At 58.5% G+C, this 24,433-nt stretch carries 23 protein-coding genes and 1 tRNA gene; 18 read left to right on the top strand and 6 right to left on the bottom strand.

All coding sequences use genetic code 11. From position 1 onward, the window contains the following. Positions 1-3: 3 nt before the first annotated feature. From LOY28_RS20755 to LOY28_RS20725, 7 genes are all read left to right on the top strand, one after another. Positions 4-195, top strand: a complete 192-nt coding sequence (locus LOY28_RS20755; RefSeq protein WP_007940802.1) for a PLDc N-terminal domain-containing protein — start codon at positions 4-6, stop codon at positions 193-195. 238 nt (positions 196-433) lie between these two features. Beyond that, positions 434-1,309, top strand: a complete 876-nt coding sequence (gene speE, locus LOY28_RS20750; RefSeq protein WP_018925208.1) for a polyamine aminopropyltransferase — start codon at positions 434-436, stop codon at positions 1,307-1,309. A gap of 154 nt (positions 1,310-1,463) precedes the next feature. Next, positions 1,464-1,697: a hypothetical protein gene (locus tag LOY28_RS20745; RefSeq protein WP_018925209.1), complete on the top strand. Its 234-nt coding sequence runs from the start codon at positions 1,464-1,466 to the stop codon at positions 1,695-1,697. A 198-nt stretch (positions 1,698-1,895) separates the two neighbouring features. Next, complete coding sequence (locus tag LOY28_RS20740) at positions 1,896-2,237, top strand: ribonuclease E inhibitor RraB (protein WP_018925210.1); 342 nt, start codon at positions 1,896-1,898, stop codon at positions 2,235-2,237. 379 nt (positions 2,238-2,616) lie between these two features. After that, positions 2,617-4,026 carry a circularly permuted type 2 ATP-grasp protein gene (locus LOY28_RS20735; RefSeq protein WP_018925211.1) on the top strand — a complete coding sequence of 470 codons (1,410 nt, stop codon included), beginning with the start codon at positions 2,617-2,619 and terminating at the stop codon, positions 4,024-4,026. A 12-nt stretch (positions 4,027-4,038) separates the two neighbouring features. After that, positions 4,039-4,989, top strand: coding sequence for an alpha-E domain-containing protein (locus LOY28_RS20730; RefSeq protein ID WP_138866065.1), 951 nt, complete (start codon positions 4,039-4,041; stop codon positions 4,987-4,989). Next, positions 4,986-5,795 carry a transglutaminase family protein gene (locus tag LOY28_RS20725; RefSeq protein WP_018925213.1) on the top strand — a complete coding sequence of 270 codons (810 nt, stop codon included), beginning with the start codon at positions 4,986-4,988 and terminating at the stop codon, positions 5,793-5,795. The genes LOY28_RS20730 and LOY28_RS20725 overlap by 4 nt, the downstream gene beginning before the upstream one ends. Positions 5,796-5,948: 153 nt before the next feature. On the opposite strand, the gene LOY28_RS20720 is transcribed toward LOY28_RS20725, so the two are convergent. Beyond that, positions 5,949-6,776 carry a cytochrome c gene (locus tag LOY28_RS20720; protein WP_018925214.1) on the bottom strand — a complete coding sequence of 276 codons (828 nt, stop codon included), beginning with the start codon at positions 6,774-6,776 and terminating at the stop codon, positions 5,949-5,951. 580 nt (positions 6,777-7,356) lie between these two features. On the opposite strand from LOY28_RS20720, the gene LOY28_RS20715 reads away from it, so the two are divergent. The 3 genes from LOY28_RS20715 to LOY28_RS20705 all read left to right on the top strand — a co-directional run bounded on the left by LOY28_RS20715 (position 7,357) and on the right by LOY28_RS20705 (position 11,594). Beyond that, positions 7,357-8,562, top strand: a complete 1,206-nt coding sequence (locus tag LOY28_RS20715; protein WP_258612475.1) for an acetyl-CoA C-acetyltransferase — start codon at positions 7,357-7,359, stop codon at positions 8,560-8,562. A gap of 38 nt (positions 8,563-8,600) precedes the next feature. Then, on the top strand, positions 8,601-10,745 hold the full coding sequence (locus tag LOY28_RS20710) for a 3-hydroxyacyl-CoA dehydrogenase NAD-binding domain-containing protein (RefSeq protein ID WP_258612474.1): 2,145 nt from the start codon (positions 8,601-8,603) through the stop codon (positions 10,743-10,745). A 108-nt stretch (positions 10,746-10,853) separates the two neighbouring features. Continuing rightward, positions 10,854-11,594: an amidotransferase gene (locus tag LOY28_RS20705; RefSeq protein ID WP_258612473.1), complete on the top strand. Its 741-nt coding sequence runs from the start codon at positions 10,854-10,856 to the stop codon at positions 11,592-11,594. Positions 11,595-11,726: 132 nt separating this feature from the next. Here the strand turns inward: LOY28_RS20705 and LOY28_RS20700 are convergent, their stop codons facing one another. The 3 genes from LOY28_RS20700 to LOY28_RS20690 all read right to left on the bottom strand — a co-directional run bounded on the left by LOY28_RS20700 (position 11,727) and on the right by LOY28_RS20690 (position 14,472). Further along, complete coding sequence (locus LOY28_RS20700; protein ID WP_258612472.1) at positions 11,727-12,698, bottom strand: magnesium and cobalt transport protein CorA; 972 nt, start codon at positions 12,696-12,698, stop codon at positions 11,727-11,729. A gap of 148 nt (positions 12,699-12,846) precedes the next feature. Next, a complete protein-coding gene (locus LOY28_RS20695; protein ID WP_064619228.1) occupies positions 12,847-13,569 on the bottom strand; it encodes a 1-acyl-sn-glycerol-3-phosphate acyltransferase in 723 nt (240 codons plus the stop codon). A 213-nt stretch (positions 13,570-13,782) separates the two neighbouring features. Continuing rightward, complete coding sequence (locus LOY28_RS20690) at positions 13,783-14,472, bottom strand: crotonase/enoyl-CoA hydratase family protein (protein WP_258612471.1); 690 nt, start codon at positions 14,470-14,472, stop codon at positions 13,783-13,785. Between the two features lie 308 nt (positions 14,473-14,780). Here LOY28_RS20690 and LOY28_RS20685 point away from each other — a divergent pair. The 7 genes from LOY28_RS20685 (at position 14,781) to LOY28_RS20655 (ending at position 17,652) form a co-directional block, all read left to right on the top strand. Beyond that, positions 14,781-14,870, top strand: a tRNA-Ser gene (locus tag LOY28_RS20685). A 167-nt stretch (positions 14,871-15,037) separates the two neighbouring features. Beyond that, the gene (locus LOY28_RS20680; RefSeq protein WP_007940782.1) at positions 15,038-15,358 is read left to right on the top strand and encodes a YbjQ family protein; all 321 of its coding nucleotides are present in this window, start codon (positions 15,038-15,040) and stop codon (positions 15,356-15,358) included. A 148-nt stretch (positions 15,359-15,506) separates the two neighbouring features. Continuing rightward, positions 15,507-15,701: a hypothetical protein gene (locus tag LOY28_RS20675; protein WP_007940781.1), complete on the top strand. Its 195-nt coding sequence runs from the start codon at positions 15,507-15,509 to the stop codon at positions 15,699-15,701. A 347-nt stretch (positions 15,702-16,048) separates the two neighbouring features. Continuing rightward, a complete protein-coding gene (locus LOY28_RS20670) occupies positions 16,049-16,414 on the top strand; it encodes a glycine zipper domain-containing protein (RefSeq protein WP_019648242.1) in 366 nt (121 codons plus the stop codon). A 193-nt stretch (positions 16,415-16,607) separates the two neighbouring features. Next, a complete protein-coding gene (locus tag LOY28_RS20665) occupies positions 16,608-17,033 on the top strand; it encodes a glycine zipper domain-containing protein (RefSeq protein ID WP_026331740.1) in 426 nt (141 codons plus the stop codon). A gap of 128 nt (positions 17,034-17,161) precedes the next feature. Further along, complete coding sequence (locus tag LOY28_RS20660; RefSeq protein ID WP_258612470.1) at positions 17,162-17,332, top strand: hypothetical protein; 171 nt, start codon at positions 17,162-17,164, stop codon at positions 17,330-17,332. 104 nt (positions 17,333-17,436) lie between these two features. Beyond that, positions 17,437-17,652 carry a hypothetical protein gene (locus LOY28_RS20655; protein ID WP_018925239.1) on the top strand — a complete coding sequence of 72 codons (216 nt, stop codon included), beginning with the start codon at positions 17,437-17,439 and terminating at the stop codon, positions 17,650-17,652. A gap of 496 nt (positions 17,653-18,148) precedes the next feature. On the opposite strand, the gene LOY28_RS20645 is transcribed toward LOY28_RS20655, so the two are convergent. Together LOY28_RS20645 and LOY28_RS20640 are read right to left on the bottom strand one after the other, a co-directional pair. Continuing rightward, positions 18,149-18,544, bottom strand: coding sequence for a hypothetical protein (locus LOY28_RS20645; protein WP_018925240.1), 396 nt, complete (start codon positions 18,542-18,544; stop codon positions 18,149-18,151). Further along, complete coding sequence (locus LOY28_RS20640) at positions 18,541-23,418, bottom strand: RHS repeat-associated core domain-containing protein (protein WP_258612469.1); 4,878 nt, start codon at positions 23,416-23,418, stop codon at positions 18,541-18,543. The genes LOY28_RS20645 and LOY28_RS20640 overlap by 4 nt, the downstream gene beginning before the upstream one ends. Positions 23,419-23,680: 262 nt before the next feature. Between LOY28_RS20640 and LOY28_RS20635 the strand changes: the two genes are divergently transcribed. Then, complete coding sequence (locus LOY28_RS20635; protein WP_258612468.1) at positions 23,681-24,376, top strand: HAD-IA family hydrolase; 696 nt, start codon at positions 23,681-23,683, stop codon at positions 24,374-24,376. Positions 24,377-24,433: the final 57 nt, after the last annotated feature.

Genomic DNA, 24,433 nt, shown 5'->3' with positions numbered 1-24,433 from the left:
ACCATGGGTTCCACGTTCAACACCCTGATCGGCCTGATTATTTTTGCCCTGGATATCTGGGCCATCATTAACGTGCTTAAAAGTGGCGCCGAAACCGGGATGAAAGTCCTTTGGGTGCTTTTGATCCTGCTGCTGCCGGTGCTGGGCCTGATCATCTGGGCCATCGCCGGGCCAAGAGGCGATGTGCGGATCTGACGATCTTCATGGTAGGAGCGAGGCTTGCCCGCGAAAGGATCGCTGCGGTGTACCTGATAGACCGAGTCATCGTTCTTCGCGGGCAAGCCTCGCTCCTACCGGTGTGTGCATCAGAAGGTTCGACCTGTCATGTTCCGCGACGTAGAATGCGCGCCTTTCCCGGTCAATCGAGGCGATCGATTGGCCATCATGGGCGGGTAACCGTCCGTTGCCACCCGCATTCATCGGAGCACTTCCCATGAGCAATACCCCAACCAGCGAGTACCTGGAAACCCTCTACGAAGGCTATGGCCAGCGTTTTCGCATGGAAAAACTGCTGCACGAAGTGCGCACCGAACACCAGCACCTGGTGATTTTCGAAAACCCGCGCATGGGCCGGGTGATGGCGCTGGATGGCGTAATCCAGACCACCGAAGCCGACGAATTCATCTACCACGAAATGCTCACCCACGTGCCGATCCTCGCCCATGGCACCGCCAAGCGCGTGCTGATCATCGGTGGTGGCGACGGCGGCATGCTGCGTGAAGTGGCCAAGCACCGCAGCGTCGAACACATCACCATGGTCGAAATCGACGGCACCGTGGTCGACATGTGCAAGGAATTCCTGCCGAACCACTCCAAGGGTGCGTTCGATGATCCACGCCTGAACCTGGTGATCGACGACGGCATGCGTTTCGTCGCCACCACCACCGAAAAGTTCGACGTGATCATTTCCGACTCCACCGACCCGATCGGTCCGGGGGAAGTACTGTTCTCCGAAAACTTCTACCAGGCTTGCCACCGCTGCCTGAACGAGGGCGGCATTCTGGTGACCCAGAACGGCACCCCGTTCATGCAAATCGAAGAAGTCAAAACCACCGCCGGCCGCCTGCGCAGCCTGTTCCCGGACTGGCACTTCTATCAGGCGGCCGTGCCGACCTACATCGGCGGCGCAATGACCTTCGCCTGGGGCGCGACCGATACCGCTTATCGCAAATTGTCCCGCGAAACCCTGCAACAGCGCTTCGCCGGCAGCGGCATCATCACCCGCTACTACAACCCGGAAATCCATATTGGTGCCTTCGCGTTGCCGCAGTACGTGCTGCAAGCGGTGAACAAACCTAGCAACGACTGATGCTTCGTCGATAAGAAAGGCCGTCGCCGGTGTGTGAACACGCGGGTGACGGCCTTTTTTCATGTCTCGCTTTTAGGATCCCTTGGAACGATCGGCCAATGCACGAGTCGAGATAGATGTAAGCCCATCCATGGGTTTTACCGAGGAGGCACCGATGCAAAAGTGGAAAATCACTTTCGTGGATGAACACGGTGAATCAGTCGACGAACTCTTCGAGTGCGAGGAGTGCCCGAGCAACGAGCAAGCCGCCCAACTCATTCGCGACCGGCGACTGCCGGTGGCTGCGAAACTGGACCTCAATGATCTGGAGGGTCGTACCGATGATCCGACCGTCAAAAGTCTGAAATCCCAGCACAGCATTGAAATCCTCAGTATTACTCCGATTTGATACACCTCCTGTCACATTCACCACCAGGTCTTGGCAGCGGCTCTGTCTTGAGGCTACTCTGCAACCGAGATCAGCGAGTGACTCGCTAAGGTCTGGTCTTGTCAGCTACATGCTTGTTTCCCGGCGGCAACCTCTGTTGCCGCATCGAAAGTGCAGGGAATACGGAAAGTCTATCCATCAGTCTGAGGGGGACGTTTCATGAGCACAGCCTATCAAGAAGACATCAGCAGCAGCGTGCTGCGCCGCATGAAAGAAGGCGGTTTCGATTTTTCACGATTCCATCCCATCGAGTTCTACGCCATTTTCCCGGACGAGGAGCGGGCACGCAGGGCGGCAGGTCATTTTTGTGGTGAATCCTTGAATGCCCAGATCAGCGCGCGTGACGACGGCGCGTGGTCGCTGGAACTGAGCAAAGTGATGTACGCCACCTACGACGGGATCGGCGACTTCGAGCAGGACTTCGAGGCGGTGGTCGAGCCTCTGGGTGGCATCATCGAGGGATGGGGCGTCAAACAGGAGATACGAGGGCTACTCGCATAAGCTTATGAACAGTGACACTTAGTAACGGCTGACCTTTGGGTTGGCCGTTTTTTGTTTCGATCTTTTTATTTCGCCACATTTCAAACGGACAAAAAAAGCCACCTGAACAGGCGGCTAAAGGGAAGAGCGATCAGTTTTCCAGCGAATGTACGGATTATCCGCATCTCCCTCCCGAGCAGTGAAATCAACTCTGACTATGCTGCTGATAGGCGACAGCATTGCTTCGCCATGAAGCGGGGGCGATCAGGGTGGGGCAATTACCGCACAGGATTGGTGCGGGGCGCGCAGCAACATTATTCAACTGATTGATATCAAAGCGTTTCTGCCTATGGCACGGGCCTTGCGAAGGCCTGGATGTCCGTGTGACAAGGAGTACGGCATGATCCGCACCTTTTTTGATGAGATGTACGATGCCGGCGGCCAGGTCCGTCCGCATTATCGGGAGTTTGCCCGTTGGCTGGCCGAAACGCCTGACGAGCTTTTGGCACAACGGCGACGCGAGGCCGATCTGTTATTTCATCGTGCCGGGATTACCTTCACGCTCTATGGTGATGAGCAGGGGACAGAGCGCCTGATTCCCTTCGACACCATTCCCCGCAGCATCCCCGCCAGTGAATGGCGGGTCGTCGAACGCGGCTGCATTCAGCGGGTCAAGGCATTGAACATGTTCCTTGCCGACCTCTATCACGAGCAGCGCATCATCAAGGCCGGCATCATCCCGGCCGAACAAGTGCTGGCCAACGAGCAATACCAGTTGGCGATGCAAGGGCTGGATCTGCACCGCGATATCTATTCGCACATTTCCGGCGTCGACCTGGTACGCGATGGCGACGGCACGTACTACGTGCTCGAAGACAACCTGCGTACCCCCAGCGGCGTGAGCTACATGCTCGAAGACCGCAAGATGATGATGCGCCTGTTCCCCGAGTTGTTCGCGGCCCAGCGCATCGCGCCGATCGACCACTACCCGAACCTGTTGCTCGACACCCTGAAAAGCTCCAGCCCGATCGACAACCCGAGCGTGGTGGTGCTGACGCCGGGGCGTTTCAACAGTGCGTTTTTCGAGCATGCGTTCCTCGCTCGGGAAATGGGCGTTGAACTGGTGGAAGGCGCCGACCTGTTCGTGCGCGACGACAAGGTGTTCATGCGCACCACGGACGGGCCGAAAGCGGTCGACGTGATCTACCGTCGCCTCGACGATGCGTTCCTCGATCCGCTGGCGTTCAACCCCGATTCGATGCTTGGCGTTCCAGGGCTGCTGTCGTCCTACCGCTCCGGCAATGTGGTGCTGGCGAATGCCATCGGCACCGGGGTCGCGGACGACAAGTCGGTGTATCCCTTCGTCACGGACATGATTCGTTTCTACCTCGATGAAGAGCCGATCTTGAAGAACGTGCCGACGTGGCAGTGTCGTAATCCTTCTGAACTGTCCCACGTGCTGGCCAACCTTCCGGAGCTGGTGGTCAAGGAAACCCAAGGCTCCGGCGGTTACGGAATGCTGGTGGGGCCGGCGGCGACGGCAGCGGAGATCGAGTCTTTCCGCGAGCGGATCAAAGCCAAGCCCCACGCGTACATCGCGCAACCGACGTTGTCGTTGTCGACCTGTCCGACCTTTGTCGAAAACGGCATCGCACCGCGCCACATCGACCTGCGTCCGTTTGTATTGTCTGGCCGCGAAACCCGGGTTGTGCCCGGCGGTTTGACCCGTGTCGCCTTGCGTGAAGGCTCCCTGGTGGTGAACTCGTCCCAGGGCGGCGGAACCAAGGACACCTGGGTGGTCGAGGATTGAAGGAAGCTTGCCATGTTAAGTAGAACTGCCTCGGATCTGTACTGGATGTCGCGTTACCTGGAGCGGGCGGAAAACCTCGCGCGGATGCTCGACGTCAGTTATTCGCTGTCGCTGATGCCCCAGGACGGTCGTGGTGACGGCTTGCACGAACTGGCCATGCCGTTGCTGATCACCGGCACCCTGGACGATTACCTGGCGCGCCACGGCGATCTGCATGCCGAACGGCTGCTGCATTTTTTCGCCCTGGACGCGGCCAACCCGGCGAGCATCTACAGCTGCCTCGGTGCCGCGCGAGCCAGCGCCCATGCGGTGCGTGGGCGAATCACCGCCGACATGTGGGAAAACATCAACGCCACCTGGCTGGAAATTCGCGGGATCGCCGAGCAGGGCTTGAGTCGCTACGGCATGAGCCGTTTCTGTGAGTGGATCAAGGAACGTTCCCACCTGTTCCGCGGCGCTTGCTACGGCACGATCATGCGTAACGACGCGTTCCGCTTCATTCGTCTGGGCACCTTTATCGAAAGGGCCGACAACACCTTGCGCCTGCTAGATGCCCGTTACGAAATGGCCGGCGATCAAGCCGAAGCAGTCAGTGACGGTACGGCCCACGCCTATTACCAATGGAGCGCCTTGTTGCGGGCCTTGTCATCGTTCGAGGCCTACACCGAAATCTACCGCGACGCCCCCGGCGCCCGGCATGTGGCCGAGCTGTTATTGCTGCGCGCCGATGTGCCGCGATCCCTGCGAGCCTGCACCGAAGAGGTCGATCAGATTCTCGCTCAACTACCGGGGGCCAACGGCCGTCCCGCACAACGCCTGGCGGCGGAAATGGACGCGCGCCTGCGCTACACCGGTATCAACGAAATCCTCGACGAAGGCCTGCACACCTGGCTGACCGAGTTCATCCCGCTGGTGCGCCAGTTGGGCAATGCCATACACAGTTCCTATCTGGAGGCTGCATGAGACTTTCCATTAGCCACGAGACCGCCTATCACTACGAAGATCAGGTGCGGGCGAGCATCCAGTACCTGCGACTGACACCCCACGACAGCGAGCGCCAGCACGTGCTGAGCTGGCAACTCGACCTGCCGCGCCCGGTGCGCGCGCAACTCGATCCGTTCGGCAACATCCTGCATGTGTTGACCCTGGATGAGCCGCATGAAGCGATCATCATCGGCGCCCGTGGCCAGGTCGACATCGACGAGCTGCGCGAAGCCGAGCACGAGAGTCAGTCGGCGCTGCCGTTCCTGCGTTTCACCCGGCTGACCGAAGCCGACGAAGCCCTGCGCGCGTTTGCCGAGAAGGCGTGCAAGCAACGGCGGGATCGCACGGCGCTGATCGATTTGATGCATGGCCTGAACCAGCACATGACCTACACGCCAGGTGCCACCGAAGTGGAGACCAGCGCCGCGCAAGCTTTCGCCGGGCGTTCCGGGGTCTGCCAGGACCATACCCATGCGTTTCTCGCCTGCGCCCGCAGCCTGGGCATTCCCTCGCGTTATGTGTCGGGGTATCTGTACAGCGAGAACAGCGAACACTTGGCCAGTCACGCCTGGGCGGAAGCCTGGCTGGATGACGCCTGGTATAGCTTCGATGTGACCAACGAACTGGCCCGGCCTGAACGTCACTTGAAACTGGCCGTGGGCCTGGACTACCTCGACGCCTGTCCGGTGCGCGGTATGCGCCGTGGCGGTGGGTATGAGCAGATGCATGCCAAGGTGTTGGTCGCGCCGACGCCTGCGCCGGTGATCTCCGTCCAACAGCAGTAGCAGTCATTCATTGTGGCGAGGGAGCTTGCTCCCGCTCGGCTGCGCAGCAGTCGCAAACCCGGCGAATGCGGTTTGCCTGACGGATCGCGTCGCCTGATTTGAGGGCCGCTTCGCGCCCCAGCGGGAGCGAGCTCCCTCGCCACAGGTGGATGTTTACTTGGCCGTAGACACCTTGCGTCCCGCCATGTGCTTCAAATACCCCACCAACAACTCCAGATCCCCCTCCGGCAACACCGTCGGCGAGAACCCGGGCATCTTCGCCTGCGGCCACTGGCGCAAGCTCTGCGGGTCACGGATGTAACGCTTGAGGAAGTCTGCGCCGAAATACTCGGTCGGGTTGAACGGAATATTCAGGTCCGGCCCGAACTGCGCGTCCCCCGCGCCATTGAGTCGATGACAGGCCAGGCAGTTCTTCTGAAACAGCGCAAAGCCCTTGTTCACCGGATGGTCCGCCTTCAATGCAGGATCGGGTAACAGGGCAGGGAAGCGCTCATCCACCGGGGCCATGCGCTTGATGCTCGCCACTTCGAACGGCCATTGCTCGGGACTGATATTGCCCGCCTGTGGATCGGTCCAGACCAGATAGAACGGCCCGGCACTGGGCTTGCCCTCGGACAGCGGCGGCCACGGCTTGGCCGGGTCTTCAATCGCCAGCCAGGCCTGCGCGCCCTGGGTATTGAGCAACGGTGCGGCGGCCAGTTCGGCGGCAAAACCGTCCAGGGCCACGGCTTGCAAGTGGTCGTCAGGCTTGATGCCCGTCAACAACGCTGCCAACGGCACGGCGCGATAGCTCATGTCCCGTTTGTAGGAAACGTCGTTAGTGATCGTGATGGTCTGAGCCTGAGGATGCTTGAGCAATTCCTCGGTCTGCCAGGTGCGAGGGCTCGCGCCCAACTCAAGATTCAGCTGCGCGGCAGACAGAGGCGTGCTGAGCAGCAAGGCCCCAAACAAAATGAGCGCTTTCAAGTGATCGTCGTCCATGTCGTGGAAGTGCCGCAAAGGTTGGCACAGCCACGCCGGCCCGGATAGCGAGCCAGTCACATTTTTATCAGGCGAAATGAAAACCCCCGCTGCTCGATCAGCCAAGCACCTTGGTCAGGTTCGGCAAAATCAACAACAGCGTAGTAGCAAATAGAATGAGCCCGGCTTGACGTACTTTCGAATGTTTGAACATGGCTTGACCGCCTTTTTTGTTATTTCCTGGTTGCCTGCCTGCATATCTCCATGACGGCAGAGCGCTGCACTTCCTGTAGGACGAGAGCCTCGGCAAAACCCGACGACAACTTCGTACAGGTTTACATTAGGGCCCGCGTCACGCTTGGCTTAGATCCAATTCGTATGGACTTAGCGCTGATCGCTGCCAAAAAGACATGAGGCCTATGGCCATCTTCTTGGGCGCCCGTTGGCTAGACAGCTTGGTGACACGAATCGATTAATCCGATAGCTGACTACCGTTCGTCTGAGCGTGAGCGTCAACGCCAATGAGCGGTGTGGTCATTGAATCCACGGCTGCTCGGCATAAGGTGAGGGTATAGAGATCACCCTCAGGTTCGAGAACGCCATGACCCAAGCTTTGATATTTGACGCGTTACGCACGCCCCGTGGCAAAGGCAAGGCCAATGGCGCCTTGCACAGCGTCAAGCCAGTGAACCTGGTGGCCGGGCTGCTGACGGCGTTGCAGCAGCGCACCTCCCTGGACACCAGTCAGGTCGACGACGTGGTGCTTGGCTGCGTGACGCCTATCGGTGATCAGGGCGCCGACATTGCCAAGACCGCCACACAAGTGGCCGATTGGGACGTCAGCGTGGCGGGTGTGCAACTCAATCGCTTCTGCGCGTCGGGGCTGGAGGCAGTGAACCTGGGCGCGATGAAAGTGCGTTCCGGCTTCGAAGATCTGGTGGTGGTCGGTGGCGTCGAGTCGATGTCCCGCGTGGCCATGGGCAGCGACGGCGGGGCCTGGGCGCTGGACCCGGAAACCAACTTGCACAGCCATTTCACACCCCAGGGCGTGGGTGCTGACCTGATCGCGACAATCGAAGGTTTCAGTCGTCAGGACGTCGATGCCTTCGCGTTGCACTCCCAGCAGAAAGCGGCGCGGGCGCGGGCGGATGGTTCCTTCAACAAGTCGCTGGTGCCGGTGCAGGACCAGAACGGCATCATCCTGCTTGATCACGATGAGTTCATTCGCGCCGATTCGACGATGGAAGGCCTGGGCAAGCTCAAGCCGAGTTTCGAAATGATCGGGCAAATGGGCTTCGACGCCACGGCATTGCGGATGTACAGCCAGGTCGAGCGGATCAACCACGTTCACACACCGGGCAACAGCTCCGGGATCGTCGATGGCGCGGCGCTGATGCTGATCGGCTCCGAAGCGAAGGGCCGGGCGCTGGGCTTGCAGCCACGGGCGCGGGTCGTCGCCACGGCGGTCACCAGCACCGACCCGACCATCATGCTCACCGGCCCGGCGCCGGCCACCCGCAAGGTACTGGCCAAGGCCGGGCTGCGAGTCGAAGACATCGACCTTTTCGAAGTCAATGAAGCGTTCGCCTCGGTGGTGCTCAAGTTCATCAAGGACATGGCCATCGACCCGGACAAGGTCAACGTCAACGGCGGCTCCATCGCCATGGGCCACCCGCTCGGCGCCACCGGTTGCGCGATTCTCGGCACGCTGCTCGATGAACTGGAAACCCGGCGCCTGCGCTATGGCCTGGCGACATTGTGTGTCGGCGGCGGCATGGGCATTGCCACCATCATCGAACGCCTCTGAGCCTGCCTTTAAGAAAATCCGACTCAAGGAAAATTGCCATGACCCAAGCCATTCGTTACGAAAAGGGCCAGGACCGGATCGTCGTCCTGACCATCGACATGCCGGGCCAGAGCGCCAACACCATGAACGCGGTCTACCGCGAGGCCATGGCCACCTGTGTCGAGCGCCTGGTCGCCGACAAGGATGCGATTGCCGGCGTGATCATCACCTCGGCCAAGAAAACCTTCTTCGCCGGTGGCGACCTCAATGAACTGATCAAGGTCGGCAAGTCCGAAGCCCAAGCCTTTTACAACATGGTGCTGACCCTCAAGGGCCAGTTGCGCACCCTGGAAACCCTCGGTAAACCGGTGGTTGCCGCCATTAACGGTGCGGCGCTCGGCGGCGGTTGGGAAATCTGCCTGGCATGCCATCACCGTGTGGCGCTCGACAACCCGTCGGTGCTGCTTGGCCTGCCGGAAGTCACCCTCGGCCTGTTGCCGGGCGGCGGCGGGGTGGTGCGCATGGTGCGCATGCTGGGCATCGAAAAAGCTCTGCCGTATCTGCTGGAAGGCAAGAAAATCTGCCCGCAACAGGCGCTGCAAGCGAGGTTGATCGATGAGTTGGCTGTCGATCACGATGAGCTGATGGCCAAGGCGCGGGCGTGGATTGCTGCTCATCCGGTTGCTGTGCAGCGTTGGGATGTGAAGGGTTATCAGATCCCTGGCGGTACGCCGTCGGATCCGAAAGTCATGCAGATGCTGGCCATCACGCCGTCGATCCTACGTAGTAAAACCCAGGGGTGCCTGCCCGCGCCGGAGAAAATCCTCTGCGCCGCGGTGGAGGGCGCTCAGGTGGATTTCGACACCGCGCACCTGATCGAAACCCGCTATTTCACCGAACTGACTACGGGCCAGGTGTCGAAAAACCTCATCGGCACCTTTTGGTTCCAGCTCAATGAGATCAATGCCGGCGGTTCGCGACCTCAGGGCATAGCGCCTTACGTGACGAAGAAAGTCGGCGTGCTCGGCGCCGGGATGATGGGCGCGGGCATCGCGTTTGTCAGCGCCTCAGCCGGTATCGATGTGGTGCTCAAAGACATCAACCTCGCCGCGGCAGAGAAGGGCAAGGCTCACTCGGCGGCGCTGCTGGACAAGAAGGTTGCTCGGGGTCAGTTGAGCCGGGAGCAGCGCGAGGCGATTCTGACGCGAATCCATACCACCGAAAATGATGCGGATCTGGCTGGTTGCGATTTGATTATCGAAGCGGTGTTTGAAGATCGCGAGCTTAAAGCCAGGGTCTCATCGGCAGCGCAAACCGTCGTCGGCCCGGACGCGGTGATCGCCTCCAATACCTCGACGTTGCCGATCAGTGGCCTGGCCACCGCCGTGCCAGACCAGAGCAAATTCATCGGCCTGCATTTCTTCAGTCCCGTGGAGAAAATGCCGTTGGTGGAAATCATCAAAGGCGTCCATACCAGCGACGAAACCCTGGCTCGCGGTTTCGATTTCGTCCTGCAAATCAAGAAAACTCCGATTGTGGTCAATGACAGTCGTGGCTTTTTTACGTCGCGGGTGTTTGGCACCTTCACCAACGAAGGCATCGCGATGCTCGGCGAAGGGGTGAGCGCGCCGATGATCGAAACCGAAGCGCGCAAGGCCGGCATGCCTGTCGGGCCTCTGGCGATCTCCGACGAAGTTTCCCTCAGCCTCATGAGCCATATCCGCCAGCAAACCGCCAAAGACCTGCAAGCGGAAGGGAAACCGCTGATTGAGCACCCGGCGTTTGCCGTGATTGACTTGTTGCTCAAGGAATTCAAGCGTCCGGGCAAGGCCGCTGGAGGTGGTTTCTACGATTACCCGGCCGCCGGGCAGAAACATTTGTGGCCGGAGCTGAAAACCCGTTTCGAGAAAGCTGACGGGCAGATTTCGCCGAAGGATGTGCGTGATCGACTGCTGTTCATCCAAGCCATCGAAACCGTGCGTTGTGTAGAGGAGGGCGTGCTGACCTCGACAGCGGATGCCAACGTCGGCTCGATCTTCGGCATCGGCTTCGCAGCCTGGACCGGCGGTGCGCTGCAATTCATCAACCAGTACGGTGTGAAAGACTTTGTTGCCCGCGCCCAGTACCTGGCCGAGCAATATGGCGAACGCTTCACGCCGCCTGCGCTGTTGCTGGAGAAAGCCGCCAAGGACGCGCTGTTCTAAGGCGGCGTTCCAAGGGACCGATGACGCCTTCCGGGGCTTGCCTTGCCACCGTGTTTCAAGGCAGGCTCTGGGGTGTGCATTATTCCCACCATGTGTCAGGTATTTTTTATGTCGTTACGCATCTGCATTCTGGAAACCGACATCCTGCGTCCGGAACTGGTCGATCAATATCAGGGTTACGGGCAGATGTTCCAGCGTCTGTTTTCGCAGCAACCCATCGCGGCCGAATTCAGCGTGTACAACGTGATGCAGGGCGATTATCCCAGCGATGACCTGACCTTCGATGCGTATCTGGTCACCGGCAGCAAGGCCGATTCCTTCGGCACCGACCCGTGGATTCAAACCCTCAAGACGTACCTGCTCAAGCGCTACGAACGTGGCGACAAACTGTTGGGCGTGTGCTTCGGTCACCAACTGTTGGCGCTGCTATTGGGCGGCAAGAGCGAGCGGGCGACCCAGGGCTGGGGAGTCGGCACCCACAAATACAAACTCGCGGCCAAGGCGCCGTGGATGAGCCCGGTGAGGGAAGAACTGACGTTGCTGATCAGTCACCAGGATCAGGTCACCGCGTTGCCGGAAAACGCTACAGTGATTGCTTCTAGCGATTTCTGCCCGTTCGCCGCGTACCACATCAACGATCAGGTGCTGTGCTTCCAGGGGCATCCGGAGTTCATTCACGATTACTCACGGGCGCTGCTGGATATCCGCCAAGAGGCGCTGGGCGAGCAGATTTATTCGCAAGGTATGGCGAGTCTTGAACACGAGCATCACGGCACTACCGTCGCAGAGTGGATGATGCGGTTTGTGGCGCACAAGCCTGATGCTGGACCGGTTGAAGCTAAAAGCTAAAAGCTTCGCGAGCAAGCCCGCTCCCACAGTAGATCCTCGGTGTGCACACGATGGGTGACACACTGAGAATCCCTGTGGGAGCGGGCTTGCTCGCGAATGGGGGCAACCGGCTCTCACTGAAAACACGCGGCTCTACAACCATCCTGACCGCTTGAAACTCGCCCACAAACCGACGCATCCAACGGTAATAAACCCCAACACCGCAAAATACCCGTAATGCCAAGTCAACTCTGGCATGTCCTGGAAGTTCATCCCGTAAATCCCCGCTATCGCCGTCGGAAACGCCAGAATCGCCGCCCACGCCGCAAATTTGCGCTGCACCACGCTCTGGCGTGACGCCTCCAGCAACACCCCGACCTCGATGGTCTGGCTGGCAATGTCCGCCAGGGTCGTCAGGTCTTCCAGTTGCCGCGTGACATGAATCTGCACATCGCGGAAATACGGGCGCATATTTTTGTCGATAAACGGAAAGCTCAGCTTTTGCAGTTCCTCACCGATCTCCACCATCGGTGCCGCGTACCGGCGCAAGCGCAATACATCGCGGCGCAGGCCGTGGAGTTTCTGGATGTCGCGTTCGTTCAGGGAACCGCAGAGGACATTACTCTCCAGCTCATCGATCTCGGCATGAATCGCTTCGCCCATCGGCTGGTAGTTTTCAATCACGAAATCGAGGATGGCATAGAGTACGAAATCTTCCCCATGCTCCAGCAACAGCGGGCGCGCCTCACAACGCTGTCGGACATGGGCGTAGGACGCCGAATGACCGTTACGTGCGGTAATGATGTAACCCTTGCCGGCGAAGATATGCGTCTCGATGAACTGCAATTTGCCTTCATGGCGGATCGGCGAATACGTGACGATGAACAGCGCATCGCCGAACGTTTCCAGCTTCGGTCGACTGTGTTTTTCCAGGGCGTCTTCGATGGCCAATTCGTGCAGGTTGAACTGGCGTTGCAGGTTGAACAGCTCCTGCGCATTGGGCTCTTCGAGGCCGATCCACACAAAGTGGCCAGGCTTGGCAGCCCAGGCCGCACCTTCGTCAAGCGTGATATTGGTGACTTTCTTACCAGCGCTGTAAACCGCAGCAGCAACGACTCTACCCATGATGATTCACACTTCTTATCGGTCGCTTTCTATTGGTAAAGACTGGCGGTGCCAGGCAGGTTTCAGCTTAACCTTGTCTACTGCTTGAGAGTCAGCAAAATCGGTAGAGTTCGCAGGCAAAAGAAAACCCGCACAGGGCGGGTTTCATTCAGGCGGCTTGCAGTTGCCGATCCATCGAGTCGATGCACTCACGCATCTGTTCGCGGCACTGGGCGATCAACATCGGCATGTCATCCAGACTCAATCCAGCCGTAGGAATTGCCGGTAACGAACGGATCAGAATCTTCCCACTGCGCCAGCGGTTCAATCGCATGTGTTTGACGTAACTGCTGACACACACCGGCACGATTGGCACGCCGGCGGCAATCGCCATCTGGAACGCGCCTTTCTTGAACGGCAGCAGCTCTTCGCCCAAGTTGCGGGTTCCCTCGGGGAAGACCCAGATCGAGGTGTCTTCATTTTGCAAGGTGTGCGTGGTGGTCAGCATCGACTGGCGTGCCTTGTGCGCATTGCCGCGATCGATCAACACATTGCCCGCCAGCCAGAACAACTGCCCGAACAGCGGCACCCACTTCAGGCTCTTCTTGCCGATGCACACGGTGCGGCGGGGCACCACGTTGCCGAACACAAACAGATCGTAGTTGGACTGGTGGTTGGCGATGATCACACAGCTGTCGGGTTTATCCATCAGCGGCCCGACATCGGCCTTGACCCGTAAACGCAAAATACACATTGCCGGCCACGCATACAGACGGGCGCACAAACGGCTGTTGTCCGGATTGAACGGACGGCACAGCCCGAGAATCACTCCAAGCGCACCGGCCAGAATAAAGTGCAGGCCCATCAATAACATACGAAACACAAACAGCATTTAAAGGCCCACCGGGACAAAAGGTGGCGCAGTGTACGGATGTGCACTGTTTTCGGCAATTGCCGCTATAAAAGTGGGAGATAGCCGATTTTTTAGTGCATGTTTCCGACTTGTGGGTCAGATGCGGCCTAGAGCGGTTGTAAGGTTTTAAACCAGACACCCAAGAAAAAGCCCGACACGACGGTCGGGCTTTTCGGTGCAACGCGTTCGGGCTTAGCCCATGTGCTCCTGATCCAGGATGATCGCGTTGTCCAGCGTCTCCAGCAGCGCCTTGCGCGTTTTCAACTTGGTGTTCTTGTGGGCGATCATGTTGAGCTTCTTCAACTGACGAGCCGCCGCCAGCGCCGCGTCTTGCAGCTCTTCGGCCGACACCACCTTATCGAGGAAGCCGGCATCCATGGCGCTTTGTGGGTTGAACATCTCGGCATTGATCACCGCGCGATGGAACGCCGACTTGCGCAGACGATCACGGGCCAGTTCGATACCGGCATGGTGCATGGTCATGCCGATCTGCACTTCGTTCAGGCCAATGCTGAACGGGCCATCGACACCGATGCGGTAGTCAGCCGACAACAGAAGAAACGCACCTTTGGCCACCGCATGCCCAGGACATGCCACGACCACCGGGAACGGATGCGACAACAGGCGACGAGCCAGGGTCGAACCGGCAGCCACCAGTGCCATGGCCTCGTTAGGGCCGGCCGTCATCACCTTCAAATCATAACCACCCGACAAAATCCCCGGCTGACCGGTAATGATCACCACCGCCCGATCCGCTACCGCCCGATCCAGCGCAGCGTTAAACGCGACAATCACGTCCGGAGAGATAGCATTGACCTTGCCATTGCTCAAGGTCAGGGTCGCGATACCGTCTTCGAGATGGTAGGAAATCAACTCACTCATGACGCCAATCCTTCTAATAAAGTAGGGCAGACGTTACCCACCGCTGTAGGCCAGGTAAAGCGCCGTGACTGACCCGCCAGTCACCCTTTTCCGGCCCTCCAGGCATTGTCCGCCCCGCCCATCGTGCATTGGCTTCTATATAGAAGGGGAGGCGAAGCCGGAGATTGGCAGGTTTGCCATGCCCTTGAACGCCCCCAAAGCGCTAATCGCGTTAAGCGCATGAAAATTCTGAAAAAAATGTTTGCCATCAGAAAAGCTTTCGACTACATTAGCGCGCCTCGACAGACTGAATAAGTTTGACGAGATACGGTGAAGTGTCCGAGTGGCTTAAGGAGCACGCCTGGAAAGTGTGTATACAGGAAACTGTATCGAGAGTTCGAATCTCTCCTTCACCGCCAAATTCGATATACATAAAACCCCTGATTTCGAGAGAAGTCAGGGGTTTTGTGGTTTCTGGCGTCTGGATTTCATGCATTAGACTGCAAACTCCTCGAGCGGAATTCAGCCATCGTGTCAGTTACCGTCGTTTCACTTCATTGATGACAGCTCTGAACAAGGACATCCCATGATCACCACCACTACCCACACCATCGAAGGTCGACAAATCACCGCCTACCTGGACATCGTCAGCGCCGAGTCGGTGCAGGGCGTTAACGTGATTCGCGACATGTTCGCCGGGATGCGGGATTTTTTCGGCGGGCGTTCTCAGACGTTGGAGCGGGCATTGAAGGAGGCGCGGATTCAGGCGACCGATGAGATCAAGGAGCGGGCGCGGGCGCTTCAGGCGGATGCGGTGGTGGGGCTCGATTATGAGATCAGCATGCCGGCCGGCAAGGGTGGGATGGTGGTGGTGTTTGTGACCGGGACGGCGGTCAAGCTGAGGTAGGTTGCTCGGTACTGGCCATTCGTCGGGCATGTAACGATCTGAATCACAAGTCTGGGAATGACCGGCTAGTCTCAAAAACCAGGGTGGTCGATATTTTTCAGGCAAAAAGGGCTTGCCGGTATCGACCCGTTTTGAGAGGAGCGAAGATATGGCTGAGCCGTATATCGAAGACGACGGTGCAGAGTTTCCAATCAATGATTGCGTGCAGTGTGGTCAGACGGACTATGTGCCGAGCTTCGGCGAAGACCGTATCAAAATCAACAAAATCAAATCTGCAGTGCCTAGGACCCGAGGGCCGAAATCGAAATTTATGCCCAAGCTGGGGGCGCCCTCCAGGAAGTAAACCGATCACAGCACGAACCCCGTCATTGAGCGGGGTTTCTTGTTTCTGAAGGGCAGGAAGGGTGGCTCGGTGGCAATGCCGAGAAATGTCCTACAACTTTGCGAGCACTGGTATTTTTTTCACAAACTTTTCACACCGGCCTCCGTAGGCTCAGCTCATCCGTTAGAAAGCAGTACCCTGGCCCGTCTCCCCAGCGGGCTTTTTTTTGCCTGTCATAAAACCTTTTGCATAAACGCTGTCCAACCGTCGCCATTGGCGAGGTTGTTCTGGTTTTGTGTCTGGACTTTCCCTCCGCTAAAGCATTCAATCTCCGGCCTTTCGGTTTCCACTTTTTTGAGGTTCTTGTTATGCGTTTGACACTGCCTGCTCTGGTTCTGGGCCTTTTGGTTGCTCAAGGTGCGATGGCTGCCGGCGACGGCACAGCCGCGCTCGGTGGTGGTCTGGGTGGTGCGTTGGGTAACGTGGTTGGCCAAAAAATGGGCGGCAGCACTGGCGCAGCGATTGGTGCTGGCGTAGCGGGTGCAGCCGGCAGCGCTGTTGCCGCACGTAAAGGCAGCCGCACCAAAGCGGCCATCGGCGGCGGTGTTGGCGCGGCGGGCGGTTCGATAATCGGTAACAGCCTGGGCGGCAAGAACGGCTCCACCATCGGCGCAGGCCTGGGTGGCGCATTGGGTGGCGGCGTAGGCAGCAACCTGTCCAAAAAGCGTCATTGATCCTGAAGGTCAGCTGAAAAAGCCCGGCTTAATGCCGGGCTTTTTCGTTTTGGAACGTTTCTGCATCATGTGGCTCAAATCTCATACAGTCGGTATTGGTTTTCTGTATAACAGACCCAGATGCAGGCTGATGCCTATCCGCGGCACGTTTCTTCCCCCAATGCGGAAATTAGAGGTGCATATCATGCGTTTCATGCGTTTGACATTGTCCACGGTGTTTTTGGGGCTTTTGGTCGCTCAGGGCGCAATGGCGGGCGGCAACGGTGATGCTGCAGTCGGCGGTGGTCTTGGCGGTGTGTTGGGCAACGTAGTCGGCGGGCAGTTGGGCGGCAGCACCGGGGCCGCGGTGGGCGCTGGCGTCGGCGGTGCGGCAGGCAGTGCGGTCGGTGCGCGCAAGGGCAGTCGCACAGAAGCGGCCGTCGGCGGTGGTCTCGGCGCGGCGGGTGGTTCGGTGATCGGCAACAGCCTGGGTGGCTCCACTGGTTCGGCCATTGGCGCTGGCCTGGGTGGCGCAGCCGGTGGCGCGGTGGGCAGCAGCATGGGTGATGACCGCGGCAGTTCGCATTCCGGTGGCGGCTACTACAAACACAAGCATAAAAATAAGTACAAGAATCACTAACTCGATATCGAGTTAAAGTAAAACCCGGCCGAGTGCCGGGTTTTTCGTTTCTATCGATAGGACGCTGGAACGATTTGCCGTAGGACCTCTCGAACTTTATATAACTCTGAACGTTGTGAGGCATGCCCATGAGTCCGGAAACCGAAGACAAGGAAGAAGAAGGCCCGATCAACGATCCTGGCAACGAAGATCCGGGGTCTCTGATGGACGACGCCACGGTGCCGCTCAACGATGCCGATGACGCAGACGATGTGGGCAACCTGGAGAATGATGAGTATGACGAGGAAGACGACGAGTGATTTAGCGGTCGGCCCGACCGATTAATCCCTCTGATCGAACCGTGTCTGTCGTGTTGGCCTCGAAAGGCAAGGATCTGCTTTTCAGGTCCATTGAGAGGTGCGTTATGAACGCTGATCCGAAAGACTCCGATATCGACGATACCCCCGAATATCCGCTGCCTTCGCCCACCAATTCGCTGCGCCGCGACCAGCGCCCGCCCGACGATGACGACACCGCTGTGGAACAGGTGCCCGCCGATGATGTGAGGCGCGGTAATGTGGAAGCCGACCCGGAAGACCCGGACATCGCCGGCGATGACGCTTCGGGGGAACCGAGCTGAAACCTGTGTGGTGGTGCATCGCAGATTGTCGATTGAGCGACACCTTTTAAAAGCGATCACCGCCAGAGATCAGGTAAAGCACTCTTTAAAGGAGATGCACCATGATCAGATCAAAATGGATGGCGCTTACGATGGTCGGCTTTTTGTCGATCAGTTCATTGACGACGTTTGCTGAATCTACCGGTCGCGATGCGCCGGTCGACAAGGGCGGGATGCCGCCTTATTCGGAAATGAATGCGGGTACCTCGGATGGGAAGGCGCTGCCACCGGACACCCTTGGTGGTGGGAATGGTGGTGATACCAACGGGAGTAGCATCGACCCGGGGAAGGGCAGCGGGTCGGTGAGTGGTGGAAGTTCGATGGGGAGTGGTTCTGGAAGTGGGTCTGGAGGATCAGGTGGTTCTGGGAGTATTGGGACGGATAGGACAGATGATAGCGCGGGAGGTTAGAGTTCCTTAAGCTGATTTAGCCCGGACGTGAACCGGGCTTTTGATGGTTAGATCTTTTCTGATTCAATCCAGCATCTGTAGAAAGATCGCTGTTCATTTGGATCGTTTGTTAGATTGCTCTCATCATAATCAAAAATATAAACTACATCGGTGAGTGACGACGCTTTACCCAATGTCAATTCATATGCTTTCAACCCAAGAGACATTTGTGATGACATGCTGGAAGGATGTACGTTGATTTTTGATCCCTTGCAGAGAAATTGTATGTTGGGATTGTCCTCTCTGACACGTGCGAAGCATCTATAAAAGTCACTGTCCGAATATTTTTTGTTAAAGCCATTTTTCATTGTGAGAGTTATGGTTATTTCTTTGTTGTCGCATATAAGGTTGGCGACTTCCTTTATGCCGTCAATGCTTATGGTGATTTCAACCTTTGATATCATTTTTTTATTTTCCTGTACGGATTTGGTATGGAATAGCCGAGCTCTCGGCCGTCATCTATGATTAGCGTTGCGCCAAGTACGTCGACATTCTCTATACGGTTAGCTATGGCTATCTCTTTTTCTGGTCCGAAAAGATAAGCTTGTCCAAGCTCTTTTTGTAAGTCATACCCATCTATTTTTTGAAGGGTATAGAGGTAACCTACTTTTGTGTGATATCCAGTGGCGAAAAGCTTGCCAACATCTCGCGACGGTGATGTGCTGATAAAATTACTGGGTGGATTTTCACTGTCTATAGAGTGGAGCAATAAATCATTGCTTTTTCCTTTGCTTTTAAAACCATTTTGAAATACATCATCAGGCCCTCGCTCGTCCCCGCGATATAAGTAATCCTCTTCTCTTTTGGGGGAGGGAGTTTTTGGCTCCCCCTCATCAACCCCCGTCTTACCCGCCGGATCCTCATCCCCAAACGACGGCGTCTTACACCCATCCCCCCCAGGGCATTCGCTCAACCCCAACGGATCAACCCAACCCGCCGGATTGCGCGTGTACTGATAGCCGTTTAACCCGCCCGCCAACTTGCTCGGGTCCGGCGTCAGGTACCGTCCGATATCCGGATTGTAGTAGCGATGCCGGTTGTAATGCAGGCCGGTTTCCGCATCGTAATACTGCCCTTGAAAGCGCAGCGGTTGATCGAAGACCTGGTGGGTGTCGCGGTTGAGGCGGGTGAGGCGGCCATAGGCGGTGTATCGGGCGGCCCAGATGATGTCGCCACTGTAGTCCGTGAGTTCTTGCGGGGTGCCGAGGTGGTCGAGCTGGTAGTAGAAAGGACAAGCCTTACGCGGGCCTTTGCCGTCGAGCATCGCCAGCGGGCGGAAGCTGCCGGGTTCGTAGACGTAGCTGCGATGGTGGTCCTGGCTGTGTTCGGCGACGAGGTGGTCGCCTTGCCAGAAAAACTCGATGGTTTTGCCGTCGACGGTTTTGGCGATGCGGCGGCCGAAGGCGTCGTAGCGATAACTTGAACAACGACCATCCGGCGTAGTGACGCCGACCAGCCGATGCTGGCAGTCGTAGCGGTATTCGGTGACCAGTTTCTGCCCGGTGCCACGGCGCTCGCGGATCAGGTTGCCGAAGGTGTCGTAGTCGAAGTGGCGATCGCCCTGCATCAACAGGCGATTGCCTTTGACGGACGTCGGGCCGGGGCGGTCCTGCATCAGCAGGTTACCGGCTGGGTCGTGGGCGTAGCTTTCCGGCTGTTGGTCGCGGGAGTGGCGCACGCGGATCAGTCGATTGAGCGGGTCGTACTGATAGCTGCGCTGGCCATGGCGGGTGTCGGCGATGCTGTCGAGATTGCCATTGAGGCTGTAGGCATAGTCGCGGCGGTAGAGCGGATGTTGGTGCTGGCCGACAGCGTGGGCCTTCAGACGGCCCTGTTCGTCGTAGGCATATTCACTGAGCAGCAGGCCTTGTTGACGGTTTTGTTCGCGACCGGCGAGGAACGTATGCGAGGTCAGTCGTGCGCCATTGAGGTCGATGGCCGTCAGCGCACCGCCCTTGGCGTGGTGGTAGTCGAGTTTGCTGCCGTCCGGCAGGCGCAGGCGGTTGAGCTGGCCGCAGGCGTCGTAGCCATAACGCAACGTGCCCCAGCCTTGGTGCTCGGTGATCAGCCGGTCCTGCTGGTCGTACTCGAACTCCAGCGGGTGATCGTAGCCGTCGTCGACGCGGGTCAGCCGGCCCAACGAGTCGTAGCGGTATTCGACCTGGATGCCGTCGGGCAAGGTCTTGACCAGCAAGCGCCCGGCCGAATCCCGCTTGTAAGCCGTCACCAGCTGCGAGCCGTCATCGCCGAACTCGGTTTTCTCCAGCAGGTGCCCATTGAGATCGTAGGCGTACGCGGTACGACGGCCGTCGAAGCCGGTTTCCTGTCGGATCAGGCCGCTGGGCGTGTAGTCCAGCCGATAGTGTTCGCCGGATTCGTTCTCGATTTCCGTCAGCAGCAGCTGCGCATTGTCATAGCGGTACTTGAGCTGGGTGCCGTCGGGATTGATCCGGCGGCTGACCAGGTGCAGGTCGTCGGCGTACTCGTAACGGGTGATGCGGCCCAGTTCATCGCGTTCGGCGGTGATCTTGCCGTAGGCGTTGTAGCTGAACCCGCGGGTGGCTCCGGTAGGGAATGTTGTCTGGACCAGTCGGCCAATGGCGTCCCATTGGTACTGGGTGACGGCACCGTGTTCGTCCTGATGAGTCGTCTGCCGTCCCAGCGCATCGTAGGAAAACGTTCGCTGCCCACCATCTGGCAGTGTTTCCTCAAGCAACTGACCCAGGGCATTCCAGACAAAGACATGCCGACTGGTGTCCGGGTAGCGGATTGACAGTAGCCGGCCTTGTTCGTCGTAGTGGTAATGGGTGATCTGACCGTCGGGATCGGTCGCCTCGGTGACATCGCCCTGGGCATTGCGCTGGTATTTCCACACCGCCTGACCGCGATAGCGCGCATGCAGGAAACCGTTGCGATACTCGTAGGCCGTCGGTTCGTCCTGCGGTGGAATCAGTGTCACCAGCCGTCCGACGTCGTCGTAACGGTATTCGGTGACGGCCCCCAACGGATCCTGCTCAGCAATCAACCGCCCGCTGTCGTCGTAGCTTTTGAGCTGCTCACCGCCGTCCAGCTCGACCCGGCGCACCAGCCGCGCCCGCTCGTCATGGACGTAAACCTCTTCGCTGCCGTCGATGTTCCGGACGGTGACGCTGCCCTGGTCGTCCCAGACATAACGCGTGTCCATCTGCGCAAACGACGCCCAATGCCGCACGCAGCGCGCCGACTTGCCAGACCGTTCCCATTCCCAGAAGAAACTCGCGCCGCCGGCCAGTTGCCGCTGCAAAATTACATGGTGGTCGTCGTAGTCGTAACGCTCGCTTTCCCCAGCAGCATTGATCGCTTCGATCAAGCGCTGGCGGGCGTCATAGCGGTAGAAAGCCAGTGTTTGCTCTGTACGCCAGGCTTCACCCAAGTCATCGCTGGGGTGAAACGACTGGTATTCGACGGCGATGAGGTGCCTGCGCTCGTAGCACAACAGCAGCGAACGACCGGCACCGTTGTCGAGGCGTTGAATACGTTCCTGGCGGTCGCGAGTGATGCGCAATCGGTTGTCGTAGGCGTCGCTGATCGCCGTCAGTCGACCGTTGTGAAAGTGGTAGAACCGGCTCGTCTCGCCGGCCAGCGCGAGGATCAGTTCCTCGGGGTCATCACCGAGGTAAATCGCCGCGCGCGACAGGCTGTTGTGGATCGCCGGGCGTTCGTTGCTCGGCAGCGGGAACGTGGTGCGACGGTTTTCATGGTCGATCCAGACGACCTGTTCAACGCCCAGCTCCAACCGCTGCGCCAGCGAATGGCTCCAGCCCCAGCCCAGCCCGCAATCGATTTCCACCGCGCTGGTGCGGTACAACCGGGTGAAGGCAAACGGCAGCAGCCCGTCCAGCGCACCGTCGGTCAGGGTCAGCAGTTCTTCGCCGCTGACCATCGACACAGGACAGCCGTTGGTGCAGGTCAGTGCCGAGCAATCGGCGCTGTCGCCATTGGGGTTTTTCGCTTGATTCGGTGCATCGTCGTGGGGTTCGTGACGGCCCAGCCGGGTCTTGGCTGCAGACTTGTCGCGGGCAATGGCGAGTGGATTGTTCACCTGCGCAACCGCTGAGTTGCCGGCGCTGATCTGCAGTGGAACCGTCGGTGCAGGTTTCAGCGGTGCATTGCGCGCACTGACCACGAGCGGTTTGAGGACACCAGCGTGGGCTGTCAGGTCGGATTTGGCCGTCAGTTCGGCCAGTCGCAAACTGGCAGTCGCCAACCATTGTCGAGCCCGATGGGACTTGATCTTGCCCAGCACTTTGGCGCTCATGCCGAGCTTCAGGCCCGTAGGACCTGTGAGACGCACCAGCAGGAAGCTGATTAATATTTCCGTACGAACTTGTGCCACGACTTCGGCGATGTACTGCGGCGGCAACATCCTCAGCCAACTGGTGAAGGCGGCGAGATGGATGAACATCAACGGCTCATCGCTCAACATCAACAACACATTGGCAATGGTTTCAGCCGAAGCGTTCAGCAGCGTCTCAAGCTCGCCTTGTGTCAGGTACTCAAGGAGTTTTTCGCTGCTGCTTTGCAGGTCCGCCACCAGGGCGTAGACCTGCTTCACGTCATCCCACAAGCCGTGCAGCGAACGCTCGAAACTGTGCCAGTCAGCCTGTTGCAGCAGGCCGTAGCGTTGAGTGAAACCAGCTTTGGAAAAATCTGCCCATAAAGGCTCGAATTCGCTCGTCCATTCGTTGCGCAACCAGCCTTCCAGCTCGTCGATCACGCCCTGATAGGAGGCGTAGAGTGCTTTGACGTGTTCAGTGGAAACATTGGGAAAGAAGGTGATGCGATAGCGATGGCCGCGCCAGCATTCGGGGATTTCGAGAATGCCGCTGGGGCCGATGGTTGCATGGACGGGCTCACCGAACGTCAGCTCACCGTTGTGCTGGGAGATAACCGGTTCGAGCATCACCGGCGTATCGCCGATCGGCACGAAACGCGCGGCTTCAAACATATGCACCAGGGTCAACGGACCGCTGGCCGGGCACATGGCGAGTGTTGAACTGAAAGGCGCGGTGGAGTCCTTCGGTGCGCTGAGCCGGACTTCGTTGCCGACCTTGAACACTTGCTCGACGTTGAGCGCGCCACCGGTCCAGAAGTTTTCCGCCCAGGCCTCGTAGTCGTTGAGGCAGAGTCGGAAATCACCGAGCAGCGCTTCGATGTTCGGCTGCTCGGGGTTCATGGCGGCGACCACCAACAGACCGATGGCGTTGTTCAAGGCCAGGACCTTGTCAGGTTCGAACATTCGCAATCCCTCGCGCAGATCAATGTGGAGCGAGAGACTTTGCGGGGGATCAAAAAGGAAAGAAGTCGGGAAAGGAGGTGTTTGGTGTAGGGGAAATCGCTAAATCATCACGGCGCCCTTGGCAGAGGATTTTGTATCCGCCAGGCATTGCCCGTTGCTCTCGACCAATCGCGCTCGCTATGCTGCTGAACCCTTTAATCCATCACGGATCCGGCCATACCTGAGCCGCCCTGAGATGTCGTGAGAAAACGGATCAGATGCGATGAGTGCACCCTTGGATGAGTTCGGTCCGATCAAGGCCGTGATTTTCGATATGGACGGTTTGCTGCTGGACACCGAGGGCATTTACACCGAGGTCACGTCCATCATTGCCGAGCGTTATGGGCGGACCTTCGACTGGAGCGTCAAACAGAACATCATTGGCCGTGGCGCGGATGATCTGGCGCGCTATGTGGTCGAGGCGCTGGACCTGCCGATCACCGCCGAAGAGTTTTTGGTGATCCGCGAGCCCTTGATGCGCGAGCGTTTTCCGACGGCGCTGGCGATGCCCGGCGCGGAGGAACTGGTTCGGCACTTGAAAGCCAACAACATTCCTATCGCGGTGGGCACCAGTTCTTCGCGTCAGTCGTTTGGTCAGAAAACCACCTTGCACCGCGACTGGTTCGCGCTGTTTGACTTCATTGTCACCGCTGACGACCCAGAAGTGGGAGCGGCGAAACCGGCGCCAGATATTTTCCTGACGGCGGCGCGACGCCTTGGGGTCGCGCCCCGGGATTGCCTGGTATTCGAGGATTCGCCGTTCGGCGTCACTGCAGCCAAAGCGGCAGGAATGACGGCGATTGCGGTCCCGGATGCGGCGATGGCCGACGAAAAGTACGCACACGCCGATGGCATTCTTCGTACGTTGAAGGCGTTCAAGCCCAGTGCATGTGGCTTGCCGGCGCTTGAGTGGGCCTGATCATTCGGTAGTCCCTGAGACAAAAGTCCCTGACACAAAAAAACGCCGGCAATTGAT

The sequence above is a fragment of the Pseudomonas sp. B21-017 genome, from assembly GCF_024749245.1.
Lineage (GTDB): Bacteria > Pseudomonadota > Gammaproteobacteria > Pseudomonadales > Pseudomonadaceae > Aquipseudomonas.
Note: the sequence above shows the minus strand (reverse complement) of the source record. Positions and strands in the feature narration are given on the sequence as shown.